This is a genomic window from Phragmitibacter flavus (genome assembly GCF_005780165.1).
In the GTDB taxonomy this organism is placed as follows: Bacteria; Verrucomicrobiota; Verrucomicrobiia; order Verrucomicrobiales; family Verrucomicrobiaceae; genus Phragmitibacter; species Phragmitibacter flavus.
This window is the reverse complement of the sequence record NZ_VAUV01000014.1, coordinates 63,770-84,350: the sequence shown is the minus strand read 5'-3', so window position 1 is coordinate 84,350 and position 20,581 is coordinate 63,770. Positions and strand designations below refer to the sequence as shown.

The 20,581-nt window shown below is 56.8% G+C and carries 12 protein-coding genes; 1 reads left to right on the top strand and 11 read right to left on the bottom strand.

Annotation, left to right across the window (positions count from 1 at the left end; all coding sequences use genetic code 11):
* Nucleotides 1-11: 11 nt before the first annotated feature.
* The 11 genes from FEM03_RS24820 to FEM03_RS18185 form a co-directional block, all read right to left on the bottom strand.
* Nucleotides 12-2,156, bottom strand: a complete 2,145-nt coding sequence (locus FEM03_RS24820) for a DUF5675 family protein (protein WP_206171072.1) — start codon at nt 2,154-2,156, stop codon at nt 12-14.
* 39 nt (nt 2,157-2,195) lie between these two features.
* On the bottom strand, nt 2,196-4,028 hold the full coding sequence (locus tag FEM03_RS18230; RefSeq protein WP_166442984.1) for a caspase family protein: 1,833 nt from the start codon (nt 4,026-4,028) through the stop codon (nt 2,196-2,198).
* A 114-nt stretch (nt 4,029-4,142) separates the two neighbouring features.
* The gene (locus tag FEM03_RS18225) at nt 4,143-4,637 is read right to left on the bottom strand and encodes a hypothetical protein (RefSeq protein WP_138087727.1); all 495 of its coding nucleotides are present in this window, start codon (nt 4,635-4,637) and stop codon (nt 4,143-4,145) included.
* A 571-nt stretch (nt 4,638-5,208) separates the two neighbouring features.
* Nucleotides 5,209-10,293: a DNA repair ATPase gene (locus FEM03_RS18220; protein WP_138087726.1), complete on the bottom strand. Its 5,085-nt coding sequence runs from the start codon at nt 10,291-10,293 to the stop codon at nt 5,209-5,211.
* Between the two features lie 131 nt (nt 10,294-10,424).
* Nucleotides 10,425-11,087 (bottom strand): helix-turn-helix transcriptional regulator, encoded by a 663-nt coding sequence (locus FEM03_RS18215; protein ID WP_166442982.1) that lies wholly within the window; start codon nt 11,085-11,087, stop codon nt 10,425-10,427.
* Nucleotides 11,088-11,367: 280 nt separating this feature from the next.
* Nucleotides 11,368-12,027, bottom strand: a complete 660-nt coding sequence (locus FEM03_RS18210) for a response regulator transcription factor (RefSeq protein ID WP_138087724.1) — start codon at nt 12,025-12,027, stop codon at nt 11,368-11,370.
* The gene (locus FEM03_RS18205) at nt 12,024-13,226 is read right to left on the bottom strand and encodes a sensor histidine kinase (protein WP_138087723.1); all 1,203 of its coding nucleotides are present in this window, start codon (nt 13,224-13,226) and stop codon (nt 12,024-12,026) included. The genes FEM03_RS18210 and FEM03_RS18205 overlap by 4 nt, the downstream gene beginning before the upstream one ends.
* A 29-nt stretch (nt 13,227-13,255) precedes the next feature.
* The gene (locus FEM03_RS18200) at nt 13,256-13,756 is read right to left on the bottom strand and encodes a pyridoxamine 5'-phosphate oxidase family protein (RefSeq protein WP_138087722.1); all 501 of its coding nucleotides are present in this window, start codon (nt 13,754-13,756) and stop codon (nt 13,256-13,258) included.
* Between the two features lie 123 nt (nt 13,757-13,879).
* On the bottom strand, nt 13,880-15,934 hold the full coding sequence (locus FEM03_RS18195; RefSeq protein WP_206171071.1) for a flotillin family protein: 2,055 nt from the start codon (nt 15,932-15,934) through the stop codon (nt 13,880-13,882).
* A complete protein-coding gene (locus FEM03_RS18190; RefSeq protein WP_138087721.1) occupies nt 15,931-16,614 on the bottom strand; it encodes a hypothetical protein in 684 nt (227 codons plus the stop codon). Before FEM03_RS18190 ends, FEM03_RS18195 begins: the two co-directional genes overlap by 4 nt.
* Before the next feature lie 98 nt (nt 16,615-16,712).
* Nucleotides 16,713-17,861, bottom strand: a complete 1,149-nt coding sequence (locus tag FEM03_RS18185; protein ID WP_138087720.1) for a hypothetical protein — start codon at nt 17,859-17,861, stop codon at nt 16,713-16,715.
* Nucleotides 17,862-18,062: 201 nt separating this feature from the next.
* On the opposite strand from FEM03_RS18185, the gene FEM03_RS18180 reads away from it, so the two are divergent.
* Nucleotides 18,063-20,501, top strand: coding sequence for an Amuc_1098 family type IV pilus outer membrane protein (locus FEM03_RS18180; protein WP_138087719.1), 2,439 nt, complete (start codon nt 18,063-18,065; stop codon nt 20,499-20,501).
* Nucleotides 20,502-20,581 lie beyond the last annotated feature (80 nt).

The window sequence follows — 20,581 nt, the reverse complement described above, 5'->3', positions numbered from 1 at the left end:
TTAGTGGTGGTTCAAATCGCTTCTTCCACGAGCTGGGCTTCGGCGTCGCGGCGTCGTCTGAGGCCGAGGGTGTCGGGCCAGAGGCGTTTCATGGAACGAATGCTGGCGGCGATGCTCTGGAGCTTGATGTCATTCGGCAGGGAGGTGGAGGCCACGGTGTCGCGCACTTCGCGCATCTCGCGGCGGCGGTCGCCTTGCATGGCGGCTCCGCGGTTGAAGACGAGGGAGACGAGCGCCCCTTGCACGTCTGGATGCAGCGTGATCATGCGAGGGAACGCTTTGCCAGTCGTGGCCTTGAACTTGGGAAGCGTGGCTTTGGTGAAGACCGCGTCCGCATCGGCACGTTTGATGGTGATGTCGGCGAACTGCGCGGCGATGTTCTTGGCGGCGGCACCTGTTTTCCCGATGGCTTTGGTCAGACGCTTGATCTGGTCTTCGGTGAGATAGGGTTCCCAGTCGCTTTTGAATTCGTCGGCGGAGACATGGCCAAGGTCGTAACCACGACCCAGCGAGATTCCCGAGGAGTTGCCGGGCCATTTGGAGGGCTGGTCCATGCCCTCAAAATGGATGATCATTTGCAGGGCTTTTTCGCTAATGGTGACGTTAGTGTTGGATCCGCTTGTGGGGACCGGGTCAGTGACGGCGACGGCTTCGGCGGTGAGCAGGCCGGCGTGAATGAAGCCGCTGAGTTCTTTGCCGTGGAGCACGGTTGTTACCTCCCACCAGAGAGGTTTGTTGGAGCCGCCAGTCTTACGAACGAGATGTCCCACGGGCAGGGAGGCGATGACGGTCTGGGCAGTGAGGACGGCGGCCTCGGTGCGGAGGTTGGTGCCGTCCTGTTTCACCCGATACAAATTCGGGGCAAGGGTTGAGACAGCGGCTTCTCCACGGGTGGCAGCAGCTCTCCTACCGCGTCTCACGACGGTGGAAGGTGGGGCGGGAAGGGCTTCGAGGAATTCGCTTGGCACCACGCCGGTCAGTTCATTTTCGGCACCTACCGTTTTGACGGTGATGCCTCCCTCGGTGGCATTGGTAACGTTGGCGCTGACGATCTGGCCGTAGTCGAGGGTTCCGACCACGGTGTCCAATCCGGTTGCGTCTGGCGAAGCGTGGATGAGCAGGGGATCGGTGTTGACACGGAAGTAGGCGAGTTCGGAGGGGGCGGCGGAACGGGTTTGGGCGGCTCTGGTCTGTGCGGCTTCGATGATCTCGATGGTGATTTTTTTGCCGTCGTCCTGAGTTTTGCGGAGCTTGGCAAATAGGGAGTCGAAGGCGGCACGACTTTCGCCAACGAAGTCGACGGATTTGGTGCGGCCCGGCAGCAGGCAGCCTTCGGTGTCGCGCGCGGTGTTGCCGACATGGATGCGGATGCCGGAGAAGTTGGGCACGTTGAGGAGCAGGGGCAGGTCGCGCTGAAACTTGGGCGAGTGGGTGATGCGCACTTCATAAGTGCCGGCAGGGATGGCGGTAATGCCGGGGATCTTCTCGGGGCGCACTTTGTCCTCAAGGATGAAGCATTCGAATCGTCCATCAAGACTCAGTTCGCCGATGGTGCTGGTGTCAGTGTAAGTGTTGCGGATCAGCTTCAGGGTCAGCCCACGGGCCGTTGCGGTTGCGGCTGAGGGAGATCGGGTGCCGGAGCGAGCAATGCTGCGGACCGCCGCAGCGCGTGGGACGGCAGGGAGCGTGCCGAAGAATAAATCCACCGTGGGATCGTTGTAGGCGCTGCGAAAACGGGAGAGCACTTGCGCAGGAGTTTGTTTGATCACTTTCTCCTCAGTGTTGGAGTAATGATAGACTTTCCCGTCACGCAGAATGCCGATGTGTTTTTTGGGCACGTTCTCGATGGTCTTGCTGGCGAGGTTTACGTTGCGCCGAGCAGTGATGAACACGAGGAGGTCGTCATCGGTCTGAGGGAGGTTGTTCCAAGCGCCGACTTGAGGACATTCCGGAAAGATTTCCTGCACGCGAACCGTCACGCCGCGGAGGTTGGAGCCTGCGATGTTATGGCAAAGGTAGCCGAACTGGTAGCCGCCGGTGTGGGCAACAAAGTGGGCGCAATGGTTGGCATCGAAGTCGTGAAATTCCTGCGGGCAAAGAGGGATGATGCTCTTGCCGAGGAGGCTTTCGAGGTCGGGTGTGATTTGATTGGGCATGACGGGAAGAGGCTATGAGTTGGGAAGCGGAACGGACACTCAGCCCAGACCGCCGAGGAAGGGGTTTAGCTTCTGATCAAGTGACGCGTAAAGTTTGGGCTCCTGGGCGTTGCTGAAGCTGTGGGGAAAGGCCTGGCGCACTGCATTCATGAAACCGTCGTTAGTAAACTCACCACTTTGGGCGAGCACCTGCATGGCGGTTTCGGTGAACACGCCTCCCCCTGAAATCTCGTAGGCAAATTGCTTCGGAAGGGCGGCGGCGAAGAGGATATCCACGGCATCCTTGTAGGGATCATTGCCTCCCCGGTGCTTGGCGTTGCGCTGGGCGCGAAGTTCTTTGGGCAGGGATTTATAAAAAGCCGCGTGGGCTGCATTCAAGTTGCCGTCCGCAATGATGTTGCGGGGCTTGGCACCGGGTGGGACCGCAGGAACGTGTGGTCCGGTGAGTGAGGCCCTTGTGGCGGAGCCGGAGTGGCAGGAGTCGAAGAAAAATGTGAGGTTGGCCCCGGGAGCGATTGTGATGGCGATCTCCTTCAAGTCATCGTCAAGCACAATGCTTCCGGTGCGAAATTCGTGGCAGCACAGTGCTTCATCAATGCCATCCCACTCTTCGTTGGGACCACCTGCTTTCCCTTCATCGCCATCCAAATCTTTCACCTGGGTCCCATGGCCCGCATATTGGACAGCGATGATGTCGCCGGGTTTGGCGGAGCTAACCAAGGCACGAAAGCTTTTAAGGATGGCGTCCCGGGTGGCTTCCGCATTGAGCAAGCGTTCAGTCTTGAACCCGACGTCTTTGAAAAACCGCTCCCACCTTTTGGTGTCGTTCACGCAGCCATTGAGCCTGTCTTGTTGTTGAGGATACTCATCAATGCCAATGCAAAGGGCACGGCGGGCTCCTCCCTGTCGAACAATGGTGTTGGGCGCTGAGATCGGGGCGGGGGCAAGGTCTGCGGCATCGCGGGTCTCATCCTCGAATTTCCGAAATTCATTGGTAGCATTGTTCAACGCGGCTTTTTTGGTGGCATGATCAGGCGGTGGCGGTTTAGCTCCCCCAAGATCAGCCACCCGGTCATTGAAGCGGTTGAGAAGGGTGGGAAGGAAGCGCTCGCTCATGCCGGCAAGGGTGGCAAGGGCGAGGATTGCGGGGAACCCAGTGGCATCTGCCCCGAGACTGCCGAGGAGGATTTTGCCTTCGATAAGGAGACAGAGTAGCCCTCCAGCGACGACGCCGACTGACCAGCGCAGGATGGCTTCCTGAAAGTGGAGAAGTTTCCCAGCGTTCGCATCGCAAGGCAGTTCACTTCGGCTGGCGAGGGCTCGGGAGATGTAGGCCCCAATTCCACCAGCGAAGGCGCAGGTGAGCACCTTTTGAACGATATGAGTTTGAGTTTCGTGGAGACTTAATATTAAGCACAGTAGCGTGATGAACGAAATCAGGGCAAGCAGGCCGAAGGAGGCGTAGAGCCAGACGAGGCTGATTTCGCGCCCCCGCTGCACGATGAACGCTTCAGCACTGGCAAACGCGGCTTCCACTTCAGCCCGGAGGCCTCCGGTATACAGAATAACTATCGCCTGCCCAATAAACCGCTTGGCGGAGCGCAGGTGGTCCATGGAGGGAGTCTCGGTGAAGGCGCTGATCCAGCGTATGAACCGGGGTGGCAGGATGCTAGCGTTTGGAAAAAACTTGCAGCGGGCCTCCAACTCCACGACACGGGGGTAGATCCAGGCACTGTTCGATGGCTGTTTGTCAAACAGCCATTGCAGATCCCCCCTGTCGTCAATGAAAATGCACACATCTCTGGCGCTCAGAAGGATTTCAGCCACTTTCACGCCGAGTTCGGGAACAGAATCGCCCACTTTGTAGTTCATAGGTTTTTTAGTTTGCACGGCACCCCTCGCGACTGGCGGGGCATCATTATTGGGCGGCTGGCTCATGCGGTTGGAGGGTGATGATGGTTGCTTTCTGCGGTTTTCCCTCTTGGATTACTTGAGAGGCGCTTCAATGCGGCTGATGGCTTTGTCGTATTCGGGTTTTTTGCTCAGCCAGTCCTTTTGGGCACCTTCAATTTTGAGCTGAAGGGCATCGATTTTTCGAATGGCGTCTGGACCCTCCGGGGCCTGTTGAATTTGCGACTTCAATGCCACCAACGTTTGCTGAATGGCTTCGGCATTCTGCTTCTGCTCGGTTTCTCGTGCGACGAGGGTCTGGCTGACCTTGTCCAAATCGACCTGCTTTTTGAGAATCTCCGCGTCAAGCCGCTCTTTTTTTGCTTCGGTGAGTTGGTAGCCGGTGATGGCGGTGGCGATGCCGCCAAAACCGAGGACCAATGCGCCGGTGATCTTGACGAACTCCAAAATGCCGCTGCCGAGGCGGGTGAGAGTATCCCGGGGAGCGACCTCTTTTTTAAGTTTCTCCGTTTGGGCGTCAATCAGACGGGTCTCAGCGCGGAGTTTTTCTTCCTCAAGTTCGTCGTTCATGGCTCTGCGGGGATGGCTGGGTAAGTGGGAGGTTGTTGATGATGTCGTGTGGGTCATGGAGGGAATGCGGTTCTCACGATCTCGTCTCAGCGAACGATGCCGTCGAAATCCAAAGCGAATCAATCTCATGATTCCGGCGACCTTTAGGTGGATTCCTTATCACCCCAGGTCTGAAAGCGCCAAGCTTAGAACAGCCGTTCATAGAGCCATCTTCGTTTGGCTCGCCACGCTTGCCTCTTTGCTTGGCAAGAACTGGGTGAATCACTGGTCTCACGTCTACACCCAAAATCTTTCGGGCACTGGGGAATACGACCTGGATCTGTAAGGCGAAAGCAAATTGACGCATGTCTACAGTTACTCAATATCCCTAATAATGTTTCAGGAAAATCCTGAATTGAATAAGATATTACGAATTTTTTACCTAGATTTTATTGAATATAACCGCAGGTAAGGTTTGTGCCTGAGCTAGAAAAGCAGGCTAATGGACCGGATTGGAGCGTGGGATACGGCTCGCTAGCCAGCTCTACGAATTTTCAGTAGGATGATCCGATCTTGTTGGCGACTCCTCACCTCACCGCCCCTGCTTCACCTTCGGCTTCACATCCACGGGATGCTCGCCCTCCTCATGCTTCTCGACTGGCTGGACCGTAATCTCCACATTCACCGGCACGGCCCTCAACCCTTCGATGATCTTCTGCAAGCGCTCAACGGTGATGTCCGCCAAGGTCGCCGGTTCCGCTGCCCGCACCACGGCGGCTTCAATCTTCTCCAACCCGGCGCTGAACGCTCCCAAATGCCCCGTGATTCGCGACACCGGATCATTTTCACCCGCGCCTCCCGACAACAGATTGCGCTTGAACGTCTTGCGGATTTCCTCCCATCGCGCCTTCTCGGTCTCATCGAGCAAACCGTTAAGCTCCTTCCACTTCAACAAATTCGCTTCCGCCGATTTGCTCAAGGTCTGCGACTCACCGCGATAGTGATCTGCAATCAACGACGCCACTTCCTTGTCCGTCATTAACGGCAGCACCTTCTCCGCGATCTTGTTCATGTTGCGATACGACCCCTGCAACTTGAACGGCGGTTCCGTCCGATACGCATCCTCCGTCGCGGCCGACCGAATATACTCCTGGTTCACACGCAAAATCACCTCCCTCACCGCCAGCAATTTCTCCATCACCGCCACACAATCATTCACCTCTTCCGCGCTGTGGCTCGCTTCGTATTCAGCATTCTCGCGATTCCCCGTCTGCGCAATTTTCAACACCGTCATCGCATCCTTGTGACTTCGCGCCGCCAGCCTCGACAGCGCCGAGTTACTCGTCAGGCAGTTCTCAATGTAACTGTCCTTAAACGCTGCTTCATGCCCGCCAAGGATATCTCCCAAGTTATAAGTGTCCGCCCGGTTCGCCAACATGTCCGGCACCTGAAACTTACCCCCCACTCCCGTGTAGGGGTTGCCCGCCATTACCACCGCCACCTTGCGACCCCTCAAATCATAAGTCCTAGCCTTGCCATTAAACACACCCTCCATCTTGCGTGAACCATCGCACAACGAAATGAATTTTTGCAGGAACTCCGCATGCGTGTGCTGGATGTCATCCACATAAATCATCACGTTGTCGCCCATCTCCAACGCCAGGTTCAACTTCTCGACTTCCTCACGCGCTCCCGCATTCGGTGCTTCGGTTGGATCCAATGAAGTTACCGCATGACCCAATGCCGGACCATTGATCTTCACCAAAGTAATTCCCAGGCGGCTCGCCACATACTCCATCAAGGTCGTCTTGCCATAACCCGGTGGCGAGATCAGCAACAACAAACCCATCCGGTCCGTGCGCGCATCCCGGCCCGCCGCTCCAATTTGCTTCGCCAGGTTCGCCCCGATGATCGGCAGATACACCTCATCGATCAAACGGTTGCGCACAAACGAGGTCAGCACCGCCGCCTTGAACTCATCCAACCGCAACTCCTGCCGACGCTTCACCGACAGCTCATGCTTCAACGCCTGGAATCTCTCAAACGCCGGCACCACCTCCCGTTCGTAACGCTGCAATCGCGCCGTGAACTCATGATAATCCAGCTTCATCCCGCCGCCTTCCATGCGTGCATGCGTGCCGGTCAACCCCTTCAAATCGAACTCGCTCGGTGCTTCCAATGGCAATGCCGCCGGTGGTTTGTCCTGCATCGCCAGCAACGCCGCCGCCTCCATCACCACGCCGATGGCATGCCCCGGACACACCGAATTGATCCACTCCCGCGTCTGCTGAAACTGCTCCCAAGCCTGTCCATCCAGCGCCGCCAGCGACTCATCAAACGCCGTCGCCGCACGATGACTCAGCAACATCTTGCGAAAGTTTTGACACAAGTCCACCGCCGCGTTTGACCGCGTCAACGGCAACTGCGGATGCGCCGTGCTCAACCCCTGCAACTCGTCCACCAAACACACCGCCACCGCTTCCGGCGAAACCTCCGTCACCCCCGCTCCTTCCAACGCCCGTGCCACACGCTCCCTCAATTCCGTCTCCGCCGACTCGCCACTCATCCCCAGCGCCACACGCATTCTCCCGCGCGCCTGCATCCTCGCTGCAAACAACTGCTTCTCCTCGCCCTCCGGCCAGGCACGCCAAACCGTCAATGCCAGTCCACGTGCCGCCGGTGCATGCCGACGCAATCCCAAGGCCCGACGCATCTCCAGCAACGGCACCACCAGCAACGCCGCATCATGATCATGCACGCCCTTGGTATATCCTTCCTGGTAACGCTGATGCATGAAGTCCCGCACCTGCGTCAGCCGCGCTTCATCGCCCGCTTCAAGAAACTCCTTCACCGCCTGCTGACCACGTTCCGAGATCAACTTGACCATTTGCCACGCCAGATACTCGCCACGATAAACCTCCGCGTTTTCCGACACCACCGCCTGCTCCCAAACTGACCTCAACCCCGCCAGCTCAGGATGCACCACCGGCTCAAAAAACCTCGTGCCGGTCAGATGATAAGCGAGCCCATCCTCGCGGAGCAAGATCGTCAACTCCAGCGGCTGCCGGTTCACCGAAAACTGGTGACGGCCAAACTGAATCAAGTCGCCGCCATCGACAAACAACTCCGCCTTGTCGCGAATCTGCTTCAGCGAATCCTGCTGCAAGGTCTTTAGCTTGGTAGAGAGATCATCCGCCCGCACGGTGTCGCCAAGTTTCGTCAACTCGGTCACCAGATCGCGCAGCTTCGCCACCATCACATCCGATGCAATCCACGCATGAACCTCCTCGGGTTTGGTGAACGCCCCCAGCCGGTTGCGCACACTCGTCAGAATCCGCTCCGCCGACTGAGCCAGCGCCTGACAACGTCGGTTGCGCGCATCCACCAGCGCCTGCCGTTTCGCCTCAAACGCTCCCTGCACCTCATCGCGCTTGTTCACCAGCTCGATCGCAAACTCTTCGAAATCCGCAAACCTTCCTTCCAGTTCCTCAATTTGCACCAGCACCCGCGTCAGCGATTCCTCGCATTTCTCCGGCGTCTCACATACCTCAAGGTAGTTCAACACCGACTGACTCAACAAACTCAACTGCGCCTGAAACTCCGCCGAACCTTCCGCCTTCGCCAGCTCGTTACGACGATTGCGCAACACCGACCGCACCTGATTCAACTGCGCAAACAACGAAGAAATGTTCTCAACAATCCGCGTCGTCTCCGTCGCATCCTTGATCTTCAACCCACTGACAATGCTGATGAGCAGTTCCAGCTCGCCACTGGTCTGGGACATCGCCTTTTCCACCGCCTCCGCATCCGCCACCTTGTGCAAGCCCGGCACCGCTTTCTGCTGCTCTTCAATCTGCTGCCGGTAAGGCGTCAATGCCTCCTCTCGCAGCAGGAAATTCACACACTTCTCCGACAGCTTGTCCGTCGCCTGCACCACGCCTTCGTCCAACTTCGCCAGCGCCGCCAGATCGGTATACCTCACATCCCGCAACGCGATGATCTTGCCGCGCTGCTCCCGCAAGGTCGCCAGCAAGGTTACAAAGGTATTGATGTTGTCCGGCTCCGTTCCCGTTGCCACGCCCAGCGTCTTGCGCACCTCGTCACTCAATGCCGAAGTCTGATCCGCCGCCGACTTGCGCATCCTTCGCACTTTCTCAAACTCACCCAAGGCCGCCTCCGCCGCGCCCTTCACCTCCATCAACGTTTCCTTCAGGTTCTGCGACTCCGGCCGGTCGATCCAAAAATAACTGTCCGCAATGTCCCCCGCCACCCGGACCAGTTCCACATACAACCCCGAAAACGAATCGTCCTTGCCCAACAGCGTCAGAATCCCCCGACACTCCGCCATGCAACGCACGATGTCCGCATTGCCAATTTTCGAAAGCAGCGACTGATCCGCCTGCGTTTCCGGCACATCTTCCGTGACGAACGGCGTCCGCCAGACCTGCACCACATGATGTTTGCGTGGCTCCTCATGACCCTGAAACACCAGCAGCTCACCTGAAGCAAACAAGCTGAATCCGTGACAAACAATCGGCGTCGCCACCCCTTGCGCGATCAAGTTATACGCCAGCAAAAGATACGATCCCGTCGCCAAATCATTGAAGACAAACAGCGTGTCCTCACCATTCTTCGCCACGATCCGTCGCTCAAAACGCAACGGCGGCAACCCCGTCTCAAACAGCTTCACCTCACCCGTCTGCAAAACATAACCGCGTGGAAAAATGATCCCGTGATCGTCCGGCAAAAGAATGCACGACTCTGCAATGCTATCCAAACGATACACCTCGCGCGTCCGCTGATTAAACACCAAATGCCGCCACACTTTTTCCTGATAAGGCAGCACCTTCATCAGAATCAGATTCCCGATGATCGAATAATGAACCTCCGCGTCGTCCAGCGTCTGGTCCTTGTTGTCCACCGGCTCGCTGTAAATCCCCGTGCCGCTCGCCGTGTTGTCATCCACCTTTACCGTCAGATCCCCGCCCACCGTTTCCACAAACACCCGGTCCTCAATGCTGATGTGCGGATGCACCCCGTGCCGATACATGTCGCGATGCGCGCGCTTCCACTCAAACTCCTGATGCGTCGGAAAAACGAATTCGTGATCAAAACGGTTGCCCAGATACTTGATCTCCCCCGACTCATCATTCACCTGCCACTTGAAAACCTTCACCTCGGTCACCTCGCGCCCCACCTTCATCCCCATGTAGAGATGCGCCCCTATCCGCAGAAATTTTAGAAAGGATGAGTTTTTGTAATACCGATACAGATACTCGAAATCCTCCTGAAACGTTTTGTCTCCCAGCGGATCGCTCTTGTTCGCGTGGAACGAATGATCCGCCACATCATAGTCATACACCGCGAAAACATCCGCCACGCTCATGCTGGAGCGCAGCCCAAGCTGAACATTATACCCAAACAAAAAGCGCTTCGGCCCGATTGCCGCCATGTCCTGCGGCACACAATTGTTGTCGGTCGTCAGTCGCGACGTCGAAAGCAGCGCCGTTTCAATTCCGCCAAAAACCTTTTTCCGATCCTCATTCAGCAGGTCCAGCCGCCTCTGCAACTCCGCTCCGTGTTTCTCAAGGCGCTGGCGGATGACCTCGTAGGCCCCGGCTTCCAGCTTTGTCTCCGGTGCCTGCGGGTGCGGTTGCGGTGTGGTGGTCTCGCTCATGCGTTGTGTTGAGACCCCTACTCTTCAACAAATCCTCGATCAACGCCATGCAAAAACCACCTGCGTAGCGAAGATTGGTCATCGACCGCAAAATGCCCCCGGCCAAATCCGGAGGCACGTGCCAAATCCGCCTAACTCGCCAGTGCTGGCCGCTCCCCATTTCCCGTCCTCACCGCATGCTGACGGAACTCCGTTGGTGACACTCGTGCAACCCGCCTGAAGCTGCGATTGAACTGCGAAAGCGACTGAAAACCAACGTCATACGCGATCTCCGTGATCCGCGAATGAGGCTTCATCAACAATCGCTTGGCCTGTTCGATGCGCGCATGATTCACAAACTCCGTGAACGTCATGCCCGTCGTGCGCTTGAAAACCTTGCAGAAATGGAACGCGCTCAAACCTGCTGCCGTGGCCACTTCTTCCAGCGAAAGAGGCTCGCTCAAGCGATTCAAAATATACACACGAGCCTTGCGAACCGATGGTGGCTCCGACTCCGTTTCATTCAAAAACATCCTCTCGGCAAACTCGCTCAACTGGGTCGAAAACAGCCGCAGCATGGTCTCCAAGGCCTGCACCTCCGCCCGGGGCACCGCCAAGATTTCATGAAAAATTTGGTGCGCCTGACGCATTTCGACGGCCGAAAGCCCGTCATCTAGCAGCACCCGGGCACAGTCATCAAAACTGGCAAACTCCTCATCACTCACCCGCAGGGGTTCCAAACACAATTCGGCCACCACCTGCCCCCTCACCAAAATCGGCTGCACCAGTTCCACCAAAAAGAACAAGGGTGACACGCTCTCGCTTCCAGGTCGTCGAAGCCGCAGGCGGTGCTTCGCAGCGACCATGAAGGCTCTCTGATAATCGGTGAACAAACTGCTTCCTTCGATTAATTGGACAAAATCAGTTCTGTTTATAGGCATGGCATTTAATCTTGTGGATTAGTAACACTGCTAATCTTACGCAATTTCGGCCTGTGCGAAATTCGTAGCCCCCACTGCTTGTAGCATGGGGAAGCCTAGTATCAAGCTTATAGTGTAAAACACTACAAAAAAATTGGTAGTGCCAATAAACTACCTATTCCCGATCTGCAACCTTGTTCTCCACCCAGCGGACGGCGAATCGCACCAGCGCCGATCCATCCGGCAACTCCAGTTTCTCTTTGATGTGTGCCCGGTGCGCGTCCACGGTGCGCACGCTCACGTTCAACTGGGCGGCAATCGAACGCGTCGGTTTCCCTTCTCCAATCAGCTGCAGCACCTCCAGTTCACGATCGGTCAGGCACACCAAAGGATCTTCGCCCGAGCGTTTGCGCTGGCCCGTAACGACCTCCAGGAGGTGACCCGACATGCGCTCGCTCAGATAAATGCCTCCATCAAGCACACGCCGCGCTGCATGCACCAACGTGTCCGCTGCGGTCTCCTTCATCACGTATCCCCGGGCCCCCGCCCGCAACGAACGCTCTGCATACAAATACTCGTCATGCATCGAAAGCACCAGTAACAGCACCCCCGGGTGCATCACCTGCATGTCCTTGATGAACTCCAGTCCGTGCCGGTCGGGCAACGTGAGGTCGACAATCACCAAATTTGGATGATGCAACGCAACCGCCTCCATACCCTCACCCGCACTGCCGACTCCGCCGCAAACATCCAGATCAGGCTCTGCCCTGATCAATTGCGCCAGGCCGTGGCGCAGGATGGGATGATCATCGACAAGCAAAACACGCTTTTTCATATCTGAGTAGAATTCCGAATCACTTGGGGCACCACGCAAACCACTTCCGTTCCCCCGAGGGAATCCGGTCGAACCGTGACCGTCCCACCCAGCATCTTCGCCCGATGGTTCATCGTCAACAAGCCCATTCCCGTTCCCGGACGCAATGCATGGTCAGGAATCCCCGTCCCGTTGTCACGAACCCCCAAAACAATGTTCCCGTCATCGAAAGACAGGTCAATCTGCATCTGATCCGCACGGCTGTGTTTGATCGCGTTGCCCACTGCCTCTTGGGCAATTCGGTAGAGCTGCACCGCCAGCTTGTTGTCGTTGATCTCCACCGGAGGATCACAATCAAACGTGCAGGAAATGCCAAAAATTCGCTCCGTCCCCCGCGCCAGCTCCTCCAATGCCGACATCAGCCCCGCCGAATCCAACACCACCGGCACCAACCCCCGCGACATCTCCCGGGCCCGCGCATTCGCCTGGGACACCAGTCGCACAATCTCCGCCAGACTCTCCGCCTCCGCATCGTTGGTGCGCTTCAAGTTGGTGTGCGCCACCTTCGCCAGACATCCGATCGCCGCCAGTTGCTGACAAAGATCATCGTGAATGTCCTGCCCAATCCGATTCTGCTCCTCCTCACTGATCTCCAATATTTTCTCCTCCAGCTCCTTGCGATCCGTGATGTCACGAATGATCCCCGTAAAGAACCTCCCCTTCGGCAAGTTCACCTCACCTACCGAAAGATCCATTGGAAACACACTTCCATCCTTGCGCCTCGCCACCACCTCCCGCCCAATCCCGATGATGCGCTTCTCCCCCGTCTGGAGATAGTTCTTAACAAAACCATCATGTTTGTCGTGGTAGGGACTGGGCATCAACATCTTGACATTGTTCCCCACCATCTCCTCCTTGGTATACCCAAAAAGCCGCTCCGCCGCCGCATTCACCCCATCAATGATGCACTCCTCGTTCATGGTGATGATCGCCGTCACGGCCGTGTCCAGGATCGCCCGGTTCCGTTCCTCACTCGCATGCAGAGCCTCCCTCAGCTGGGCACTCGACTTTGGCGACAAAACTTCGGACTTATCAGGCTTCGGTAAGGTGACCTTATGGATCGGGCATGAAGATTCAGCGGGGTTCATCCTTTGATCGTCGCGCACAATGGCCCCGGCATCAAGCCGCACCTCAGGCAACCCATAGAACTTTTTTTTCATCCCGCCCCCTTCTGCCCAATTTCGAACGTCTACTTTAAATGCACCAACTCCTGCGGATCCAACTCAAACCTCAGCGAGTTCTTCGGCGAAGTTGCCATCACCGATTCCACCATGGTCTCGATCACCACAAATCCCAACCCGCTCGCATACTGATCAAGAAAATACACATGCGACATGTCCACCACCTGCTGCCAGATGCGCTTCAATACCGGCGCATCCTCCACGATCCTCGCCTTGCCATGCAAATTCAGGATCAGGCTGCAATCCTTGTTGAAGAACATCCAGTTCACTGCCGGATTGTGGCGAATCTCTTCCACCTTGCGGCTTTCCGGTGCCGTCAGCGAATAAAAGCGCGGGAATTCATCAAAGGAGAAGGCCGACATCCACCGCGTTTGCGGTTTCCCCTCCATATCCACCGTGCTGAGAATGCCGGCGTGTTCTCCGTTCACCAAAGTTTTCGCGAGTCCAATGACGTCACCTGCGTCTTCGACATCGAACGATTGGGATTCCAAATCGACCGTCGTTTTCATAATAATAGGGGGTTTGGTTTCGTCTGGTTGATTCCAGACGAAACCACCCTACACCCTATTCCTTCGAATAGATACCCCTCACTTGCGAAAGCTTCCGCATTGGTTGAGGTATCGACACAACCCCTACTTTTTCTTCGCTGCCAGCAGCGCATCCACGCTCTCCTCACCCAGGCCAAAACGACCCGCAGCCCCGATCAGCCCCGTCAGTTTTTGCTGCGCCGCCCCGTCTGGAGCCACGCCCATCAACTTCACCAGCAGCGCCGCCAGACTGATGTTTTTCGTGTCCTCACTGGTGATCCCAAACTGGTCAATCAACCCCCGCAACTGCGCCTTGAAATACTCGGGATCGCCATTGAAAAAAGTCTCCTTCACATCTGTCAGCGTCTTGCTTCCCTGCACCAAACGGTCCACTGCCCGGCCATTGCCGATCGCATTGGTAATCTTGTCGAAGAACTGCACCTCGCCACCCACGATCTCGATTTTCGCGCTTTTCATCGCCTCGCCCAGCACCACCGCCTGCTGCGTGGCAATGTCTTTTTGAATGTTGATCTGCGCCAGTTCCACCATTTTCTCCTTCTCCAGCGTCAGCTTGAACTCTTCGTGGGAACGGCCCGCATCCTCCAAAAGCTTCATTGCCTCTGCTTTCTGCGAAATGCCCGCCGCCTCGGCCGCCAGTTTGAGCTGCGTCACTTCTGCATCCACCTGACCCGTCTTCTGCGCCGCATCCGCCTTCGCCAGCAACACCTGGGCTTCGCCCAAACCTTCGGCAGCCGATTTCGCCGTCGTCCCCTCGGCCATTAGTTTCTCCGCCTTCGCATCCATCCCCGCCGCTTCCTGCTTCGCTTCGGCCAAGGTCAAAATCTCCTGCGCCTTCAGCTGCGCCGACTCTTTCGAAGCCTCCGCCGCCTTGATCGACTGGAATGCGCTCTCTTCCGCTTTCAATTGCGCCGCCTGCTTCGAAGCCTCCGCCTCCTTGATCTTCTGAATCAACTGCTCCTGCGCATTCTTCTCGGCATTCGTCAGCGCCACCTGCTTCTCACGATCCGCCCCCGCAAACGCCTCGGTGTCCTTGATCTTCTCCTTCTCGATCACCACCGTTTTTTCCACCATCACCCGTTCCTTGATCACATCCTGGATCGCCTTGCGCTCAATTTCCACGGCCTTCTCTTTTTCAATCGACTTCAGCTCCGTCAAGCGCTGACGCTCAATGATTTCCAGATCGCGATCCCGTTGCACCCGCTCCACTTCCACCGCATCCGTGCGCTCCTTGTTGCGCTGCGCCACCAGCACCTGACGCTCCATGTTTTCCGTCGCAATCGCAATCTCCTCATTGGCAATGATCTTCGCCCGCTCCGCCTTCAGCCTCTCCTCTTCCTGCACCTTCATCGTCTCCGCCGTCTCGCGCGCTTTCACGCTCTCCACATCCCGCATCTGTTTGGATTCCGTCTCCGCCAGCTGACGTTCCAGCTCCAAAATCGCCTCTCTCGCCTGCACATCCTGCTGCTTGATCACCTTCTCCTTGTCGCGCTGAATGTGGTTCGCCAGCTTCGCCTGCGTCGCGGTCAGTTCGGTGATTTTTTTGATCCCCTCCGCATCCAAAATGTTGTCGGGATCAAGGTTCTCCAACTGCGTCTGCTCCAGGAAATCAATTGCGCAGTCGTCCAGTGCAAACCCATTCAGATCCGTGCCGATCACCTTCAGAATCTCGTCCTTGAACGTGTCCCGCTCATTGTAAAGCTGCACAAAATCAAAGCGTTTGCCCACCGTCTTGAGCGCCTCGGAAAACTTCGCATCAAACAACACCCGGATCATGTCCGTGCTCGACGCACGCTCGCAACCAATCGACTGCGCCACCCGCAGAACGTCTGCATCCGACTTGTTCACGCGCACGAAAAACGCCACCTTGATGTCGGCACGGATGTTGTCCATACAGATCAGCCCTTCCTTGCCCTGCCGCGCGATCTCGATGCGCTTCACCGAGATGTCCATGTATTCCACCTGATGAATCACCGGCGCAACGATCATGCCGTTGAATGATACCTTGGTGCCGCCAATGCCGTTCCGAACAATCGCCTGACCCTGATGCACCTTGCGGAAAAACCGCGAGAACATGACGAGGATGCCAAAGAAGACGATGACGCCAATGGCGCAGGCAATGAGGATGGGTCCGGTAATCATGGAGTGGAAGGCTGGTTGCGTGGGGACTCTAATTCAGAAACTGATCGAACAAAATAAAAGCTGCCATCATCCGCCGCCGACAGCACCGTCACGGCAGCGTTTCGCTCGAGAGGCTGCGTGCCCGCCTCAATCCGCGCATTGACCAACAGGGGAGCGGAATTCGTCACCACCTCGACCTGACCATACCGCTCATCCACCTGCACCGAAGCTACTCGCCCTTTCCGGCCGACGATTTCCTCGGCCTCAGTCGAGCCTTCATGCATCGCCTTAAATAGACGATCAAACGGCATCACCGCCACCCGGGTCAACAGCAGGCTGATCACTCCATTCGGGACCAGTAATACTGCCGCCAAAATCAACGATCGATCCCCCGGCTCCCCATTGAGATAAAAATTTCCCCAAAGCGAAATCAGCCACATGAAAATCGCCAGGAAACTTCCTACGATGCTAAGAGGCGCATGGCCGAAATTCAAGATCCCTCCCTTTTTACTTTCCGGCCCGCCCGACATCCCTGCCCCTCCCAGGGTGCCGTGATTCGAGACATCCCCATCCACCCCCCCCTCAAAATCATTGTCCAGAATCCCAACAATCACCAGCAGCCAATACATGGTCACCATGCCCAGCAGCATCGTCACCGGCAGATTGTGCAAAGATAGGGTCTCGCGAATGAAGTCAATCACAGTAGCAATTGACCGTCATTAAAGCGGTTTAGGCATTAGATGCCATCATAAAACGTCGAAAAAACACATTCGGGCGCCCTTTTAACCACTTCTCCACCTTACTCCCGCCTCTTCAAACGATAGCCATCCACCCGGCCAGGGTTCGCATGGAAATAGACTTTTCGCACATCCTCCAGCTTCATCAGCAGCCACGGTGCCACCATGTTCTCCCCGTTCTTGGTGAACACAATGTCATCCGCCACATACACGCATGAATGGATCGCATTGCCACTGTCCCCATCCATGAACATCAGCACATCGCCAAATTCATAGGCCCCCTTCACCTCCTCGTAATCCTGAAGAATCGCGCTCGCGGCCAGACGGGTATCCAAATAATACTGCCTCGCCCAGTGATTGAAAAAATTCAGTGATGTCCAGTGGCAGTCCGGCATCCGACCGTTCATCGCCAGATCCACCGGCGGATAGGTATACAAATAACGCCGCGCCATCGAAGGGAGCAAATGCACCACATCGATCATCGCCACCTCCTCCGTTTCCGCAACCGAGGACAAAATCGGCAAAATGTCCTTGTAACGATGCCGCCCGGTCCAATAGCCCGCCAGCGCCTCCAGGTCGTCGTCCTCACTGAGTTGAAGCCTGACAATCATGGTGCGCATCCTCGTGATGGTCTTGAAAAAGTCACCCGCCTCCTCCGCCGAGCTGGTGTAGTTCAGCACCGCTGCCAGATCACTGAAAGCAAGCTGATTGCCGCGCATGTAGGTCATGCGTTTGATCGACTCCCGCAACTCATCGCGCAGGCGTGAGCCCTTCAACCAGTCCTCAATGTCACCCCCGTGAATCAGCACCGGTTCATGATGATAAGGATTGATCACATGCCGACCCAGTTCAGAATAAATCACCGAGCGCTGCTCCTGCGTCAACGCCTCCAGATCCGGCAGCGGAGGGAAAACCGTCAAGATGCCGTCCTCATTGAGCAACCGATCCCCATCCAGCAAATAATCCTGCAATGCCTGCGCCAACCCCGCCTTGGTAAAAAGCTTCTTCAAATCGCTCACACTCGATCCTGGAAAGCTCCACCGGGTCACCGAATTGGGCATCGGAAATCGGTTAACAAAATCGGCGGGAGCCTCCAGATAAATGTAATAGTAAAAAAGGTTGCCCCAAGGCCCCGGTTTGGACGGATACACTTTTCCAGAAATCTCCGGCACAGGTTTCGCAGCCTCCTCTGCCAGAAGCAACGAATTCAAATTCGGCAAAATCCCAAAAATAGCTCCAAAAACGAAACAACGAAATAAACCATTCATATATCTAGATAGCGCGGGGGGTGACGTGTTCACAATGTGACCACCATTTTGCCCTCGTCATCAAACATCATAATAAAAATCATGGTTGAGGGATTGTCATCCTCCACGAAATACGCTCTAATCGCCTTTTTCTAGCGCCATTAAATGTTGCCATCATCCATCCAACACTCCCCAATCAAAGATCTCGGACTTCGCTCTGGAAGTGTTTTGGCGCTCACCTGCCTCTTTCTTGTCCACGCCGGAACCACCTCATGGGCCGGTCCAGGTTCCACCGCAGGCAATGTCCAGGGAGCCGCCAACCGGGAGATTGCCCGCCGGGAAGCCCTCGTCAATCAATCCCAAACCCTGCACACCCAGGCCGCCCTGCATTATGAAAAGGGCGAATACGAAGAAGCCATGCGGCTTTACCGCCAATCTTGGGACAGCCTGCCCCAGGCCCCTTTTACCGCCGAACTGAAATCCCAGGCACGCGACGGATATTCCCTTGCCGCCAACGCCCAGGCCAAAAAACTCGCCGACAACGGTCGTTACGCCGAATCCCGCACTCTTCTACAGAGCATCCTGGCGGACAACTTTGATCCCGACAATGCCGAGGCGGCAGCCTTCAGCGAAAAACTCAACGATCCCGACCACTTCGAGCCCGCTCTCACCCCGGAGCACGTCGACAAGGTCAACAGAGTCGACATTCTTCTGCGCGAAGCCTACAGCTTCATCAATTTGGGCGATTACGACAATGCGAACCGGCGTTTCATGGACGTTCTGCGCATCGACAGCTACAACAGCGCCGCCCGTCGGGGCATGGAACAGGCCGAAATGCACCGCAGTCGATATTTCGATACCGCCCGGGACCACACCCGCGCCAAGGCTCTCAACGCCGTCAACGAGGCTTGGGAAGCCCCCATTGCCGACGTCTCCAATCTTTTCGGCGGCACCGCCATCGAAGGCACCGGCGTCACCATGCGCGACTCCATCGCCACCCGGCTGCGCACCCTCATCCTCCCGCGTGTCACCCTCCAAGATGCTTCGCTTGATGAAGTCATCGAATTCCTCCGCATCCGCAGCCGCGAAATTGACCCAACCAGACAGGGAATCAGTTTTGTCCTCAAAGTCCCCGCCGAAGCCCGCAACAAAACCATCACCCTCGACCTCGGAGAAATCCCCCTCGACGAAGTCCTACGCTACGCCACCCAAAACACCGGCACCGTTTACCGTGTCGACGACTATGCTGTGACGATCACCTCCCTCACCGAACGGGACGCCACCCTCACCAGCCGCGCCTTCCGCGTTCCGCCTGATTTCATCTCCAACGCCCCCATCGACTCCGCAGCAACCACCCCCGCCAATCCCTTTGAACCCGGAGCGGGTGCCACCAGCGGCATCATCGTCCGCCGTCTCGGCGCCCGTGAAGTCCTCGAGCAACGTGGCATTCCCTTCCCTGAAGGCGCCAGCGCCACCTTCCAACCCGCCTCCAGCACCCTCATCGTGCGCAATACGGCTGAAAATCTCGCCCTCGTCGAAAGCATCGTGGAACAAGCCCAAAGCAGCACCCCCAAACAAGTGGAGATTCAGGTGCGCATGATCGAGGTCAACGAAACCCGGCTCGGTGAACTCGGTTTCGACTGGCTGCTCGGCCAGTTCGATGTCCCCGGTGCCAACGAGCGCATCTTCGGCGGCGGAGGCAATGTCGGCAACCAGCGTGGTTCTACCTTCACTGGCGAAGAGTTCCCTTTCACCAACCTCGATGGCAGCCCCATCGGAGCCAACCCCGTCACCGCCGGCCTGCGCAGTTCCGGGGCCATCCAGGGCGTTCCTTCCATCGACTCGCTTATCGGACGCGTCTCGACCCAGGCCACCGATGCCCGTTCCCCCGGCCAGTTCGCCGTCTCCGGCGTTTTCACCGATCCTCAGTTCCAAATGGTCATCCGCTCGCTGTCTCAAAGCAAAGGCGTCGATTTTCTCGCCGCTCCCAGCGTGGTTGCCAAAAGCGGTCAGCGTGCCAGTGTCACCGTCAGCCGCGAATTCCGTTATCCGACGGAGTTCGATCCCCCACAAATCCCGCAAACCGTGCGTGGCAGCGGCGGCACTCCCATCACCCCCTCCACTCCCACCGCCTTTGAAATGCGTGACGTTGGCATCGTGTTGGAAGTTGAACCCTTGATCGGAGCCGACAACCGCACGGTTGAGCTCAGTCTCGTTCCCAGCTCCACCGAATTTGAAGGGTTTATCAATTACGGCTCCGCCATCACCGGAACCACGGTTGGCGGTTTTGGACAGTTGATCCCCTACGACGTCCCCAACAACATCCTGCAGCCGATTTTCAGCCTGAACAAGGTGAACACCTCGGTCACCGTATGGGATGGCCAGACGGTGGTCCTCGGCGGCGTGATGTTCGAAAAAATCAACGAAATCAATGACAAGGTTCCGCTTTTGGGTGACGTCCCTCTCGTGGGTCGCGCCTTCCAAAGCAAGGTCAAGCAATCAGAACGCAAGAACGTGCTGTTCTTCGTGACCGTCAAAGTCATTGACCCCGCCGGCAATCGCGTTCTCTCAACCCTGCCAGAAGCCACTGCGGCCGCACGTTGAGCATTGAGAAGGGCCGCGAAGTTTCACTTCGCCCCTTTAGGAGTGCGGTGATTTTCACCGCTTTCCCATCCCAAAGCCTC

What these genes read in the sequence shown, in the direction of transcription:
- FEM03_RS18200 (WP_138087722.1), bottom strand. Translation starts at nt 13,756, where the DNA reads ATGAAAACGACGGTCGATTTGGAATCCCAATCGTTCGATGTCGAAGAC.
- FEM03_RS18225 (WP_138087727.1), bottom strand. Translation starts at nt 4,637, where the DNA reads ATGAACGACGAACTTGAGGAAGAAAAACTCCGCGCTGAGACCCGTCTG.
- FEM03_RS18220 (WP_138087726.1), bottom strand. Translation starts at nt 10,293, where the DNA reads ATGAGCGAGACCACCACACCGCAACCGCACCCGCAGGCACCGGAGACA.
- FEM03_RS24820 (WP_206171072.1), bottom strand. Translation starts at nt 2,156, where the DNA reads ATGCCCAATCAAATCACACCCGACCTCGAAAGCCTCCTCGGCAAGAGC.
- FEM03_RS18180 (WP_138087719.1), top strand. Translation starts at nt 18,063, where the DNA reads ATGTTGCCATCATCCATCCAACACTCCCCAATCAAAGATCTCGGACTT.
- FEM03_RS18230 (WP_166442984.1), bottom strand. Translation starts at nt 4,028, where the DNA reads ATGAACTACAAAGTGGGCGATTCTGTTCCCGAACTCGGCGTGAAAGTG.
- FEM03_RS18210 (WP_138087724.1), bottom strand. Translation starts at nt 12,027, where the DNA reads ATGAAAAAGCGTGTTTTGCTTGTCGATGATCATCCCATCCTGCGCCAC.
- FEM03_RS18195 (WP_206171071.1), bottom strand. Translation starts at nt 15,934, where the DNA reads ATGATTACCGGACCCATCCTCATTGCCTGCGCCATTGGCGTCATCGTC.
- FEM03_RS18205 (WP_138087723.1), bottom strand. Translation starts at nt 13,226, where the DNA reads ATGAAAAAAAAGTTCTATGGGTTGCCTGAGGTGCGGCTTGATGCCGGG.